The sequence below is a fragment of the Streptomyces sp. NPDC001902 genome (genome assembly GCF_042891295.1).
Taxonomy (GTDB): Bacteria; Actinomycetota; Actinomycetes; order Streptomycetales; family Streptomycetaceae; genus Actinacidiphila.
Genome location: NZ_JBIATA010000003.1, coordinates 241,357 through 254,809 on the forward strand (window position 1 = coordinate 241,357; position 13,453 = coordinate 254,809).

Genomic DNA, 13,453 nt, shown 5'->3' on the forward strand with positions numbered 1-13,453 from the left:
AACCATGCGCACCACCAACGTGCGCCGGGCCATCGGTACGGCCTCGGCGCTCCTGCTCCTGCCCGCGCTCTTCGCGGGCTCCACGGCCGGCGAGGCCGGCGCGGCCCCCCGGGCCGGCACCGCGGCCGCGGTGGACTGCGGCACCGCCACCGCCATCACCAAGGCCCTGCCGAACGGCACCAGCTGGAGCATGTGCTGGCGCATCAGCGGAACCAAGGGCCTGGTCCTGGAGAAGATCGCGTACAAGCCGAAGGGGGAACCGCAGCCGCTCAAGGTGCTGACCTCGGCCACGCTCGCGCAGGTCAACGTCCCGTACGACTCGGGGCTGACCGAGTACAACGACCTGTCCGACATCGGCTTCGGCAATACCGCGGTCGACATCGGCCCCGAGGAGTGCCCCGGCGGGACGATCAGCTCCGCCTACGTCCCGCAGCAGCAGCGGAACGTCAAGGCGCTGTGCACCACCACCGCCCCGCACGGCTACGCCTACCGCAGCGACGTGTACGACGACCAGGGCAACTCCACGAAGTACACCAAGCAGGGCAGCGACCTGGTGGTCTTCTCCGTCTCCCAGCTCGGCTGGTACGAGTACGTCACCCAGTGGAACTTCTCCGACGACGGCACCATCACCGCCAAGATGGGCGCCACCGGTGACCTGTCGCCCGGCGACTACAGCGGAGAGGGCACCGGCTGGCCCATCGGCAACGGCGACCACGACCACTCCACCAGCCACTACCACTCGGTCTTCTGGCGGCTGAACTTCGGCCTGGACGGCTCCACGCAGGCCAAGGTCGAGCAGTTCGACACCAAGAAGGCCGGCCAGGGCTCCGGCTCCGCCGTCCTGAAGACCACCAGGACCCCGGTCACCAAGGAGCTGGCCGCCTCCTCCGCGCTGCGCCGCTGGTGGCGCGTGGTCTCCACGGCCGGCAAGAACGCCGACCGGCATCCGCGTTCCTGGGAGCTGGTCCAGCAGCACTCCGACCACTACGACGCCCACGCCTACACCTCGAAGGACGTGTACTTCACCCAGTACCGCGCCTGCGAGCAGCTGGCCAGCGGGAACAGCGACCCGGCCTGCAACGGGCGGGGGACCTCGGTGGACAAGTGGGCGGACGGGGAGGCCCTCAAGCACCCGGTGGTGTGGGTCAACGTCGGGTTCCACCACGTCCCGCGCGACGAGGACCAGAGCCCCATGCCGATCCACTGGCAGGGGTTCCAGCTCGCGCCGCGCGACGTGACGGCCATGAGCCCGCTCACACCGGACGAGCTCTCGGGCCACAACGGGCAGGGACACTGAGCGTCCCGCCGCGCCGGACCCGGTAAGCATGTGGTGAAGTAGCGTCGTTACGGCTGCACCGCCTCCCGCCCCGCAGTACCCTTCCTTGATCGTGGACGGGGGCGGGAAGGCGGGTGCAGTCGTGATGTCGGGAGGTCTGGTGCTCCCCGGTGGTGGTGATCAGGGGGACCCGGGCGGCGGCATCGGCGAGGGAACCACCGGCACCACCTCCCTGGCACTGCCGTTGGAGATCGGAGCGGAACTGGACTGGGGCGCCGACGAGTGGTCCGAGGTGCGTACCCGCGCCCGGCGCGCCGGACGGGCCTACGTGTGGCTCAACCTCGTCGAACAGCGCCTGCGCGCCGTCGTCAACGCCGTGCTGCGCCCGATCTACGAACCCGTGCACGGCGACGAGTGGGTGGTCGCGGCCGCCGGCCCGGCCGGCCACGAGTGGGTGCAGCGGGCCGCCGCCGTGCGCGAGGTCAGCCGCCGCAAGGGGTTCCTGCTCGACCCGGCCGACGACAACATCCTCAGCTTCCTGACGCTGCCGCAGCTGCGTGAACTCGTCGTCCAGCACTGGCCGTGCTTCGAGCCGTACCTGGACGACCGCCGGGAACTCGAACTCGCCCTGGACGAGCTGGAGGTGGCCCGGCACGTCGTCTCCCGCAACCGTGCTCTGTCCCGCACCGTGCTGGACCAGGCCGAGCGGGCCGCCGCCCGGCTGCTGGACATGCTCGGCTCCGGACCCGGCTACCCCTCCGCCGAGCGGCTGCCCGTGGACGCCGTGGAAGAGCTCGTCGCCGACCGTTACGCCGACGTCGTCGGCGTCTACCCCGACCGGGTGCGGCTGCAGCGCCAGCTGCCCGCCGAGGACCTGTTCGGGGGCGCGCGGCGCCTCGACGCCGTGGGCATCGGCCTCAACCTGCTGGTGCAGAACTACTCGGGCAAGCGGCTGGTGCGGCTGGCGGAGTCCGGCTGCCGGGTGCGGCTGCTCTTCCTCAACCCGGCGAGCAGCGCCGTCCGCCGTCGTGAGCGCGAACTCGGCCTCGGCCGCGGCGAGCTCAGCCGCTCCGTGGAGATGAACATCATGCACATGCGGCGGGTCCGGGCCCGGCTGCGGGACACCGCCGCGTTCGAGATCCGGGTCTTCGACGAGACCCCGCGCTTCACCGCCTACCTCGTGGACGGCGACACCTCGGACGGCATCGCGGTCGTCCAGCCCTACCTGCGCAAGGCCCGCGGCATGGAGGCGCCGGTCCTCATCCTGCGCGGGGGGCCGCGGGAACTCGTGCAGATCAGGGCCGGCGAGGCCCCCGAGGCCGAGCACGGGCTGTTCGAGATCTACCGCGAGGAGTTCGAGGGCGTCTGGGCCGACTCCCGGCCGGTCTCCTGACGGCCCGGCGGCCGCCGCGGCCGGACCTCCCCCGCAGCCCGGCCGCAGGAGTGTCAGTGGCGCGCGGGATGATGGAGCGGCACACGGGGGAACTGCGGGAAGGACGTACGCCACATGGGCATGGGACGACGCCGGGCATGGCGGGCCGGCTCCGGACGGGGGAGGACCGCGGGCGACCGCCCGCGCGGCGCGGTGAGCGCCACGGTCACGGGGGGCGCGCGATGAGCTGGATCAGCGACGCGCTGGTCGCGTTCGACCTGGAGACCACCGGCACCGACGTCGAGACCGACCACATCGTCACCGCCGCCGTCGTACGGCTGGAGGCCGACGGAGCCGTCTCGCGGGAGTGGACCTGGCTGCTCGACCCGGGCGTGGCCATACCCGAGCAGGCCTCCGCGATCCACGGCATCTCGACCGCCCACGCCCGTGCGCACGGCGCCCCGGCCGGTGCGGCGGTCGAGGAGATCGCCCGCACCGTGGCCGAGGTGCTGCGCTCGGGCACACCGCTGGTGGTGATGAACGCGCGCTACGACCTGTCCTTGCTGGACCGCGAGTGCCGGCGGCACGGCGTCGCGTCGGTCAGCGAACGGCTGGGCGGCGTGCCCTCGCCGGTGATCGACCCGCTGGTCATCGACAAGCACGTCGACAAGTACCGCAAGGGCAGGCGGGCGCTGCAGGCGCTGTGCGCCCACTACGGCGTGCAACTGGAGGGCGCCCACGACGCGCGGGCCGACGCGGTGGCCGCGGCCCGCGTGGTGCGCCGCATGGGGGAGCGGCACGAGCCCGTCGGCCTGATGCCGCTGGCGGACCTGCACGCCCTTCAGGTCCGGGCGGCGGCCGAGCAGTCGGCCTCCCTCCAGGCGTACCTGCGGCGCACCGCCGACCCGGCGGCCGTCGTCGAGCAGGCCTGGCCGGTCATCCCCCGGCCGAGGTGACCTGGGGGTCCGCCGGCGCGACCGGGGCGCAGTCGAGGATCCGCCCGTCCACGGTCCCGACCAGGAACCTGCCGGCACCGGCCGCCGCGAGGGACAGGGGCACGACCACCTGACCGTCGACGCGCAGCCGGTGCCGTCGGCGCGGGCTGCCGGTGCGTGCGTCGAGCGCCACGACCTCCCCGGACCGGTGCGCGGCGTAGACGGTGTCCTCGTCGGCGTCCAGGGCCGTGACAGGCTCGTCGGCGGTGAACACCCACTCCGGCGTGCCGTCCGGGAGCCGGCGCCGCACCACGAAGGCGTTCCGTGCCGGGGCCTCGCCCGCGTCGCGGACCACGGCGGCCTGGACCAGCGCGTCGCCGTCCAGCCGGACGGCCGGTCCGGGGAAGAGGTGGGAGCCGCGCCCGGGTTCCCAGTCGAGGGGGAAGAGCCTGCGCAGCTCCGGCTCGGCGTCCGCTGCCCCGCCGTCGAGCGCGCCGACCCACGCCCGGCCCCGCGGCACACCGTGGAGGTCCCGCACGAAGAGCAGTTCAGCGCCGCGCCGCAGACGGAAGTCGCTCGCCGTCAGCGTGAAGCGCGCCGCCTCGGTGCCGTCGGGGGCCAGCAGCCGGGTCGCGCCGCCCCCCTGATCCGGCCCTCCCTGGCGGACGGCGAGCCGGCCGTCACGGCTGCCGGTGAACGTCACCGCGTGACCGGGCTCGAAGGCCTCCAGCAACCGCCCGTCCGCCAGGGACACCCGCTGCACCAGCGTGCCGGACCGCTGCCACCCCTGCCCCGACGGGCGCAGGGTGTGCCGGACGTTGACCCAGGCCGACCGCTGGTCGGCGGCCACGTGGATCTGCTGCCCGCCGTCCGGGTCGGGCACCGACCACTGGAGCTGCCCCGACGGCAGCCGGCACTCCAGCAGCGCGCCCTCGGCCGTCGCCAGCACCCGGCCGTCGGCGAGCACCTCGACGGCCCGCACCTGACGGCGCGGCGCCCACGCCGTCCCCAGGGCGGTGCCGCGCTCCGTCAGCAGGTCGCGGGCGTCGCCGCCCTCGGGGTACGTGTACGGCACCCGAGGGCCCATCACCTCGCGGTACCCGACGGAGCGGGCGGGCACCGCCCGCCAGTCCTCGCGCTCCAGGACGGACTCGAAGCCGTGGCTGAAGGCGTACTCGTGGTCCTTGTCCTCGGGGGTGACGACCAGCCGCAGGCGCCGCCCGTCCACCCACCGGACGGAGGTCACCTCGCGGCCGCCGTCCAGGACCGGCCGCACGTCGCCCGACTCCAGGTCCATCAGCAGCAGCTGGCCCTCGAAGTCCCAGCTGCCGTCGTAGCGGCCCACGCCCACTGCCACCAGCGGGAGGAGCGGATGGAAGGCGACGGAGTTCACCGGCCACGGGCACTCGTACACGTGCCGGCAGCGCAGGTCCCGGGCGTCGTAGACGCCGACGCGGTACCGGGGCCAGCGGTCGGTCCCCGCCCGCCCCGACTGCGGCCAGGCGATCCACCCCATGTCGCCGCCCACGACCAGGCGCCCCAGCCGCTCGTCCGCGACGGCGACGCGCGGTTCACCGACCTCCGCGAAGGGACGGTCGGCGAGGACACGACGGACGATCGAGGAATCTGACATGGACACCGCCCAGGCCGGAGGAGTGCCCATCCTCGCAGCCCGGGCCGGACGGCGAGGCAGGAAGGGTCAGAAGGGGTACCAGCGCACGGCCGGATCGCCGTCCCGCAACGAGGCCACCCGCCGGCGGAACTCCGCGAGCGCCGCCGGGTTGCCCGGCGCGTGCTGCGCCACCCAGGCACAGCTCGCCGTCTCCCGCGCCCCGCGCAGCACCGCGCAGCCGTCCCACTCGCGCACGTCCCAGCCGTAGGCGGCCGTGAAGGCGTCGTAGGCGTCCGTACCGAGGCCGTAGCGGTCCCGGCTGAGCGCCATGACGACCAGGTCGTGCTCGCGCAGGTCGGCGGAGAAGGTCTCCAGGTCCACCAGGACCGGACCGTCCGGGCCGACGTGCACGTTGCGCGGCAGCGCGTCGCCGTGGATCGGCCCCGCGGGCAGGTGCGGGGTCAGTGCGGCCGCCGCGGCGGCGAAACCGTCCCGGCGATCGCGCAGGTACGCCGCGTCCGCGGGGTCCACCGCCGGCCCGGCCAGCCGCAGCCACCGCTCCACCCCGTCCAGCAGGTCACGGCGCGGCAGGGCGAAGTCCGGCTCGGGCAGGGCGTGCACGAGCCGCAGCAGCGCGGCGAGGTCGGCGGGTTCCGCGGGCCGTACGGTGTCCGGCAGCCGCTCCCAGTACGTGACCGGGTGCCCCTCGACCAGCCGGGCCTGCGGCGCCGCCGCCCGTACCGCGGGAACGCCGTGCGCGGCCAGCCAGGACGCCGTGCGCACCTCGCGCGCGGCCCGGTCCAGCAGTTCGGGACCGCGGCCGACCTTCGCGACGGTCACGCCGTCCGCGAGTTCGAGCACCGCGTTCTCGCCGAGCGCGATCAGCTTCGCGCCGTCCTGTCCGTCCGCCGCGAGCACGGCCCGGGCGAGCTCTTCGGTGAACGCCATACGGCAATGATCGCAGATCAGTAGGCTGGTCCGGTGACCGAGGACGACGTCATGGCCTTCTGCGAGACGCTGCCGCGGCTGCGGCGCGCCGCGAGCGGCGACCCGGCCGAAGCGGCCGAGCTCGAGGCCGTCGCCGAGACCGTACGGCAGGGCGCCGGCGACATGGAGGTGGTCACCGACCTCGGGCTCCGGCTCGGCGTACGGTTCGACTCCCGCAAGGACGCGGGTGGTTACGCCCAGGTGCCCGGCATGACCGGCGGGGGCGGCGGCCTCCTGCGCCACCGCTGCCCGCGCGGCGTCTGCGCCCGCAGCGAGGACCCGACGGCGTCCGTCACCGCCCCGCGCTGCGCGATGTTCGACGCCGAACTGCGGCCCGTCTGGTACTAGGCCTGTCGTCCCGGTCCCTGCGGGTGAAGGAGGAGCGTCCGGTGCGCGCAGTCCCACGGTGGAGGAAGCGTCCGGCACGGGCGGCCGGTCCGTGCGGGCGACGCGGCGGATGCGCCCGCCGGGCGGCGCGGGGCCGCAGCGGCCCGGAAGGCGGGTACTAGCGCGGTGGCGGGTCTGCTGGACGAGATCGGCGGGAAGCTCGCCGAGCGCTGGGTGTCCCTGCTCGCGCTGCCCGGATCGCTCTTCCTCGGCACCGCCTGGGCCGCCCATGTGCTGGGCGGACGACGGCCGTTCGACGCGGGCCGCCTGCTGCACGAGGTCGAGCACTACGCGGACTGGACGGACGCCCACGGCGGCGCCGCGCTCTTCCTGGCCCTGGTGGCCGCGCTCCTGCTCGCCGTCGTCCCGGGCCTGGCGGTCCAACTCCTGGCCCGCGCCGTCCAGGTGCTCTGGCTCGGGCCCTGGCCGGGAGGATCGGGGGAATGGCTCGTGCGCCGGCGCCGCGCGCGGCGCGAGCGCGCCGACGCGGACGTCGCGGCCCACCTGCGGAACCACGAACGCGACGGCGACGAGGCCGAACTGGCCGCCGCCCGCGCGGCCGAGGCACGCCGCGACCGGATCGCGCCCCTGCCTCCGGCCCGTCCCACCCGCATGGGCGACCGGATGCACGCCCTGGAGCACCGCGTCGGCGGGTACTACGCGGTGCCCTTCACGGCGGTCTGGCCGCGCCTGTGGCTGGCGGCCACGGAGGCCGACCGCGGGGAGATCCGCACGGCGGCCGGTGCCTTCGAGGCGGCCACCCGGCTGTCCGGGTGGGGCCTGCTGTACGCGGCGCTGGCCTGCGTCACCGCGTGGTGGCCCGCGCTCGTCGTCGGCGCCGTGCTCGTGTCCGCCGCCTGGTGGCTCGGTCGCGAACGGCTCTTCGCCCTGGCGGACCTCGCCGACGCCGTCGTGGACCTGCGTCTGCGCTCCGTCGCCCGGGCGGTGGGGATCCCCGTCCCGCCAGGGCCCGTCGCCCCGGCGACCTGGCGGGAACTCGACCTGGTGCTGCGCCGCCGCAGATGACCCCGCGGGAGCGGGCGCTGCCATGATGTGGCGGGCCGCCCGGCCCGCCACGAGATCGGACGAGCATGCTGCACCTGCTGTTCCTGACGTACACCGGATCGGAAGCGGACGCCGGGCCTTTCGTCGCCGCCCACGTCGCGTTCCTGGAACGCCACCACCGTGCCGGCACGTTCCTGCTCTCCGGGCAGACGGTGCCCTCGTCCGAGGGCGGCGTGATCCTCGCCCGGGGCACGGACCGGCGGACGATCGAGCGGATCGCGGCGGAGGACCCCCTGGTGACCTCGGGGGTCGCCGCGTACACCGTGACCACCGTCGACCCGGCCCGTGTGCACCCGGACCTGGCAGGACCGCTGGGCGGCGCCTGACGTCCCGTCGCGGGGCTCAGCGGCCGATGTGGACGAAGGGCGCCCAAACCGCCGGTGAGCGGGCGTAGCGGGTGCGCAGGGCGCGGATGACGTGGTTGAGGGCGCGGCCCGCGTCCGCGGGGGCGACGGCGCCGGGCGCCGGGCCGCGGAGCGCTGCGTACAGGCGGGCGGCCAGGAGGGCGCAGACCGCGTCGTCGGCCTCCCAGAGGGCGCCGACGACCTGGGGGTAGCCGGCGGTCTGGAAGGCGGAGGCGAGGTGGACGGCCTCGTCCGGCAGCTGCCCGGTGTGCGCGGTGTGGCAGGCGAGCAGCACCGCCAGCTCGGCGTAGAGCAGCTCCTGCCGGGAGACGTCCGCGGCGCTGAGCGGCCCGCCGTGCAGGAGCAGGTGACTGGCGGACGGGTCCCGCGGGTCGCTGACGCCGTGGCAGGCGAAGTGCACCCAGCGGGCCGTGCGCAGGGCCGACAGGACCCGTTCCGGCGTGGCCGCCTCGCCCTCGACGGCGCGTACGCCGCCCAGCGCGTCCGCGATCGCGGCGACCTCACGGGCCGAGGCGCCCGCCGAGCCCGCCGTGCCGGTGGGCCGGCCGACGGCGAGCAGCCGTCCGCCGGTGCGGCCGGAGGAGACCTGCCGGGCGTGCCGCAGGGCGCGCAGGGTGGGGGTGTAGGAGGAGGCCACCCGGTCCAGGACGGTGTTCCCGTCGCGCAGTTGGTGCCGCCGCTGCAGTCCGGCCGCGTGCAGCGGCAGGTACGCCAGCGGCCCGGAGGCCGACCACCACAGCCGGGGCGCGGCCGACGCGGGGGCGTCCGCGGGGAGCGGCCGGGTGAGGCCGAGGGCGGTGAGCACCGGCTCGGCCACGGTGCGCCAGAGCCAGGCGAGGGTGTCCAGGACGAGTTCGCGGGCGCGGTCGTGCTCCTCGTCGGGCGCGGTCCGCGGCAGGCTGACCGCGCCGAGGAACTCCTGTGCCCGCAGGGCCAGCTGTCCTTCCGTCAGCTCACGCAGCGGAACGGAGAAGATGCGCTCCTGCGTGACGACGAGCGCGTCGCACCGGAGCCGGTCCACGTTGACCGCGACGACCGGTCCCTGCGCCGCCACGGCGCGCATCTCCCGTTCCGTGGGCGGCATCAGGAACCGCTCGAAGCCCGGCTTGCCGCGGACGCGCATCAGCAGCGCCTCCCACTCGGCGGCCGGCACGTGCCGTTCCATGAAGTCCTCGCCCGCCTCGGCCCGCCGCAGGCGTCCCCCGAGCCCGGCGAACTCCCGGGCCAGCAAGGGGTGCGCCGCGGACAGGGCGGTCAGATCGGCGCGGGCCTCCAGGTCCTGGCCCATCAGGACGGCCCGGCCCCGCTCCAGCAGCGCCAGCGCCTGCGCGGGGCGCCCGGCGGCGAGCGCCGCTGCGCAGCCGGTGCGGCCGAGGCTCGTACCGGTCAGGGGATCGGGCCGGCCCGCCCCTGACGGGTCGGCGCCGCCCACCCCCAGGTGCGCCATGGGGTAGCGGCGGCCGAGCAGCGCCCCGCCGACGGTGGCCCGCCGGTCCTCCCGCGCCAGGGCCCGCGAGGCCAGCGACGGCAGGGTCTCCAGGGCCCGTGCCGCCGCGTCGGCCGCGGCCGCCCAGTCGTGGTGCTCCAGGGCGTCGGCCATCGCGATGCGCGCCACTTCGAACCGCAGCGCCGGCATCTCGCCCGCGGGCGACGCCACGAACGCGACCTCGGCCGCCCGCGCCGCCCGCTGGTCCCCGCGGACCGTGGCGTCGGTGTAGTCCGCCCAGTGGCCGTACGAGGTCACCATCCCGCCCACCAGGTCCGTCAGGCCCGGGGTCCGTTCCACGCGCCGTGAGGCGTCGGCGATCCTGCGGCGCGCCTCGGCGGCCAGGACGGGGTCCTGGGTGAGCCCGGCGAGGTTGGTGAGCGCGTTGGCGTACTCGACCTCCCCGGCGGCGCGCTCGGGCGCGTCCCCGGGCAGCAGGTCGAGCGCCGCCCGCAGCTCCCGGCAGCAGGCGCGCAGGGCGCCGGTGTCCATGGCGAGCACCGCCCGCATGTGCTGCCACGGCGCCGAGGCGAGGACCAGGCGGACGTGCTCCGCGCAGCCGTGGGGGAGTTCGGCCAGGACGCGGTCGCCGAGCGCGGCCGCCTCCTCGATCACGGCGGCGTCCTGGTCGGCCATGTAGCGCATCCCGATGACCGCCATCAGCAGGCCGGCCGTCCACGCGCGTTCGGCGCTGCCGGCCTCCGTCCGCTCCAGCGCCTCGCGCAACCGCCGCTCGGCGTCGGCGACGAAGGCGGGATCCATGCCCTGGGGCGTGCCGGGGCCCTTGGCCAGGGCGTCCAGCAGGGGCCGCATGTCGGGCGGGACGGGGAAGGCGGAGGTGAAGCGCGCGTACAGGTCGTCGGCTGCTCCGTCGCCCTCGCTCTCGGCCTCGCCGTCGCCCGTGCCCGTGCCCGTGCCCGCGTCCACGCCCACGCCCGGTTCCGGTCCGGGCCCGGGCTCCGGGGCGGGGGTGGGGGCGGGGGTGACGGGGTCGGTGGGGAAGCCGTCCGGCGGCAGGGCCGACCGCAGCTGCACCGGCGGCAGCGCGGGCGCGAACCGCACCATCATCGGCAGGAACCGGGTCGCCACCGAGCCGAGGGCGCGCGGTACGAGCCGCATCCTGCCGCGGAGTTCGCCCACCGCGGCGGCCTTCTCGGCGACGTGCGGCAGCAGTGGATGGCCCGGTGGCAGCCGCTCCACGAGCGCGCGCAGCATCCGCTCGGCCTCGGCGGCGTCCGCGGCCTCCCAGTCCACGACCGCGCGGGCGGCCAGCAGCGAGGCCCGGTTCACCTCGTAGGTCCCGTTGTCGTCCGGCAGGCCCTCGGCCCGGTACGCCTCCAGGTGGCCCATCGCCTCGTCGATCGTCGCGCGGGCCGGCGCCCAGGGCAGCGTGCACATCAGCGCCGCCGCCAGCGCGAAGTGGACGCTGCGCATCTCGTGCCGGTCCCGGAGCCCGCCCATGGTGCGCCCGCTCGCCGCGGCCAGCGCCAGCCGCCCGCCCCGCACGGCGACGTCCACCGCCTCCCGGTCCCGCGGGTGGGCCCGGACCCAGGCGATCCCGGCGAGCACCGCCACCCGGCCCGCGTCCGGGGCGTCGACGTGCCCGGGGATGACCGCGGCGAAGGCCTCCCGGGCACGCGCCCACAGCGTCGGCAACTCGTCCGTGGCCCCGCACTCGTAGCGGATCAGCGCGCAGTGCGCGAGCCGGGCGAGCAGCCCGGGACGGCACAGGTCGTCCGCAGGCAGCGTCGCCAGCAGGGCCGCCGCCCCGCCCTCCAGGGGGTCCGCGGGATGGAACGGCTGCTGGGCGGGGCCGGACGGGTAGCGGGCGGCGACGGCCACGAGGTCGTCGGGCGAGCGGTGCTGGGTCTGCGCCCCCAGGTGGTGGCGGACCTCGGGCGCGGTGCGGAAGTCGCCGTGCAGGTGCGCCAGGGTGCGGTCGGCCAGTTGCAGGTGCAGGACGAGCCGGGCGCGCAGCGGATGGTCGCGGGGCGCCGTGTCCAGGCCCAGCACGATCAGCGCGAGGGCGGCGGCGGCCGGGGCGCGGCCGTCCTCGCCCCGCCAGGACTCCCGCAACAGGTCCTCCGCCGCCCGCAGCAGGCTCCCGGGCGCCGGTCCGGCGCCGTCGACGAGGCGGCCGGTGCCCGGCGGCTCCGCCAGCGCGAAGCGCCTCAGCATGCGGTCCACGGCCGCGCGCGCGTCCGTCATCAGCCGCCCCCGATCCCCGTTGCCGGCGTCGCGGCAGGATAGCGCGCCGCCCGTGACCGGCCGCTCACTCCGGGATACGGCGGAGCAGGCTTCCCGGCCGATGAGAACCGGCGCCCCAGGCCGCTTACGATCGGTGCAGAGCCCACACCTCGTGGCGGCCCTCGGGGCCGCGTCGAGGCCGTCCATGGATCATCCGACGATTCCGCAACCGGAGGGGCGCCATGGAAGACCGCGGTATCCGACAGGCGCTGGACCGGCACTGGGCAGCGTCTGCCGCCGGGGACCAGGACATCGAGCACGAGATCTATCACGACGACGTGATCACGGACTATCCCCAGTCGGGTGAGCGCATCCACGGCCGGCGCAATCTCCAGGCACTGCGCTCGGGTCACCCCGCCAAGCTCGACTTCACCATCCACCGGATCCTCGGCAGCGGGGATCTTTGGATCACCGAGTACGAGATCGCCTACGACGGGAAACCGACGCCGACCATCAGCATCATGGAATTCCGCGACGGCAAGGTCGCGCACGAGACCCAGTACTTCGCGGACACGTTCGCCCCGCCCGCCTGGCGGGCCCGATGGGTGGAGCCGATGCCCCGCTCCTGAGTCCGCGGCGATCCGCCCGCGTGGTGCGCTCGCCGGTGCGTGGTCACGCCGCGGTGCGGCGGACCGCGTCCCGCAGGACCGCGGCGGCGCCGCCGTGCGCGTACACCTGGCGCTGCCGGCGGGCGCCGGAGCCCTGGGAGGTCAGGCGGTCCACGCCGGCGCGGACGGTGTACAGGTCGCCGGCGTCCTTCAGCGCGCCGTCGACGTGGGCGACCAGGGACTCGACGACGTCGTGCGCGCTCGCCGGACGGAAGGTACGCGGATCGAGCAGGGCGCCGTCCAGCCCGGAGCGACTGGCCCGCCACGAGGCGAGCCGGAGCAGGGACACGTCGTCGCCGGGCGCGGGGCACCCGTCGGCCCACTCGCGGGCGGCGGTCTCGACCAGGCCGCGCACCAGCGCGGCCAGCACCACCGCGTCCTGGTACTCCGGGCACACGTCGCAGACGCGCACCTCCACCGTGGGGAACTTCGCCGACAGCCGGGCGTCGAAGTAGAGCATGCCCTGGTCGAGCAGGATCCCCGTGGCCAGCAGCCGCGACACCGCGGCGCGGTACCCCTCGGCGGAGCCGAAGCCGCGGGTCGGCCCGGCGGTGGGCCAGCGGCCGAAGACCTGGTAGCGGTAGCTCGCGTACCCCGTGTCGGCACCCTGCCAGAGCGGCGAGTTGGAGCTGAGCGCCAGCAACGGCGGCAGCCAGGGGCGGATGCGGTCGACGACGGCCACGCCCTCCTCGTCCGACGCGACCCCCACGTGGACGTGACAGCCGCAGGTCAGGGTCTCCTGCGCGGTGAGGCCGAAGGACTGGGCCATCCTGCGGTAGCGGCCCCTTGGGGTGAGCCGGGGCGGCACCGCCATCGGGGAGGTCCCCAGCGCCGCCACCGCGACGCCCTCCGAGCGGGCGAGCCCGGCCGCCCGGCGGCGCCAGGAGCGCAGCTCCTCCCGGAGCTGGTCCAGGGTGACGCAGGGGGAGCTGTTCAGTTCGAGCTGCTGTTGCTGCAGCTCGGCCACCAGTTCCCCGGGCCAGGGGCCGCCGTCCAGCACCGCGTCGGCCACCGCGCGCGGTTCCCCGGACCGCGCGTCCACCAGGAGAAGCTCTTCTTCCACTCCCACGGTGCGTGCCACGTCCTTCCGATACCCGCTGAGCCCGCGGCTAT

11 protein-coding genes are annotated in these 13,453 nt (G+C 75.6%); 7 read left to right on the plus strand and 4 right to left on the minus strand.

Annotated elements, in window-relative coordinates; all coding sequences use genetic code 11:
- The first annotated feature begins 4 nt into the window (after positions 1-4).
- From ACFYYN_RS07330 to ACFYYN_RS07340, 3 genes are all read left to right on the plus strand, one after another.
- Positions 5-1,297, plus strand: coding sequence for a copper amine oxidase (locus tag ACFYYN_RS07330; RefSeq protein WP_500545009.1), 1,293 nt, complete (start codon positions 5-7; stop codon positions 1,295-1,297).
- Positions 1,298-1,421: 124 nt separating this feature from the next.
- Positions 1,422-2,669 carry an SAV2148 family HEPN domain-containing protein gene (locus ACFYYN_RS07335; RefSeq protein WP_499514625.1) on the plus strand — a complete coding sequence of 416 codons (1,248 nt, stop codon included), beginning with the start codon at positions 1,422-1,424 and terminating at the stop codon, positions 2,667-2,669.
- Positions 2,670-2,890: 221 nt separating this feature from the next.
- Positions 2,891-3,604, plus strand: a complete 714-nt coding sequence (locus ACFYYN_RS07340; protein ID WP_500321782.1) for a 3'-5' exonuclease — start codon at positions 2,891-2,893, stop codon at positions 3,602-3,604.
- Here ACFYYN_RS07340 and ACFYYN_RS07345 read toward each other — a convergent pair.
- Both ACFYYN_RS07345 and ACFYYN_RS07350 read right to left on the minus strand, forming a co-directional pair.
- Positions 3,585-5,216: a PQQ-binding-like beta-propeller repeat protein gene (locus ACFYYN_RS07345; RefSeq protein WP_500545010.1), complete on the minus strand. Its 1,632-nt coding sequence runs from the start codon at positions 5,214-5,216 to the stop codon at positions 3,585-3,587. The genes ACFYYN_RS07340 and ACFYYN_RS07345 overlap by 20 nt on opposite strands.
- A 66-nt stretch (positions 5,217-5,282) precedes the next feature.
- The gene (locus ACFYYN_RS07350) at positions 5,283-6,143 is read right to left on the minus strand and encodes a phosphotransferase enzyme family protein (protein WP_500545011.1); all 861 of its coding nucleotides are present in this window, start codon (positions 6,141-6,143) and stop codon (positions 5,283-5,285) included.
- A gap of 33 nt (positions 6,144-6,176) precedes the next feature.
- On the opposite strand from ACFYYN_RS07350, the gene ACFYYN_RS07355 reads away from it, so the two are divergent.
- The 3 genes from ACFYYN_RS07355 (at position 6,177) to ACFYYN_RS07365 (ending at position 7,960) form a co-directional block, all read left to right on the plus strand.
- On the plus strand, positions 6,177-6,530 hold the full coding sequence (locus tag ACFYYN_RS07355; RefSeq protein ID WP_500545012.1) for a hypothetical protein: 354 nt from the start codon (positions 6,177-6,179) through the stop codon (positions 6,528-6,530).
- A gap of 165 nt (positions 6,531-6,695) precedes the next feature.
- Positions 6,696-7,595 (plus strand): hypothetical protein, encoded by a 900-nt coding sequence (locus ACFYYN_RS07360; protein WP_500545013.1) that lies wholly within the window; start codon positions 6,696-6,698, stop codon positions 7,593-7,595.
- 65 nt (positions 7,596-7,660) lie between these two features.
- Entirely contained in the window at positions 7,661-7,960 is a 300-nt protein-coding gene (locus ACFYYN_RS07365) for a YciI family protein (RefSeq protein ID WP_500321776.1), read from the plus strand.
- A gap of 16 nt (positions 7,961-7,976) precedes the next feature.
- On the opposite strand, the gene ACFYYN_RS07370 is transcribed toward ACFYYN_RS07365, so the two are convergent.
- The gene (locus ACFYYN_RS07370; RefSeq protein ID WP_500545014.1) at positions 7,977-11,693 is read right to left on the minus strand and encodes a CHAT domain-containing protein; all 3,717 of its coding nucleotides are present in this window, start codon (positions 11,691-11,693) and stop codon (positions 7,977-7,979) included.
- Positions 11,694-11,914: 221 nt separating this feature from the next.
- On the opposite strand from ACFYYN_RS07370, the gene ACFYYN_RS07375 reads away from it, so the two are divergent.
- Complete coding sequence (locus ACFYYN_RS07375) at positions 11,915-12,301, plus strand: nuclear transport factor 2 family protein (protein ID WP_500545015.1); 387 nt, start codon at positions 11,915-11,917, stop codon at positions 12,299-12,301.
- Positions 12,302-12,344: 43 nt separating this feature from the next.
- On the opposite strand, the gene ACFYYN_RS07380 is transcribed toward ACFYYN_RS07375, so the two are convergent.
- Positions 12,345-13,421, minus strand: a complete 1,077-nt coding sequence (locus ACFYYN_RS07380; RefSeq protein WP_500545016.1) for a carboxylate-amine ligase — start codon at positions 13,419-13,421, stop codon at positions 12,345-12,347.
- Positions 13,422-13,453: the final 32 nt, after the last annotated feature.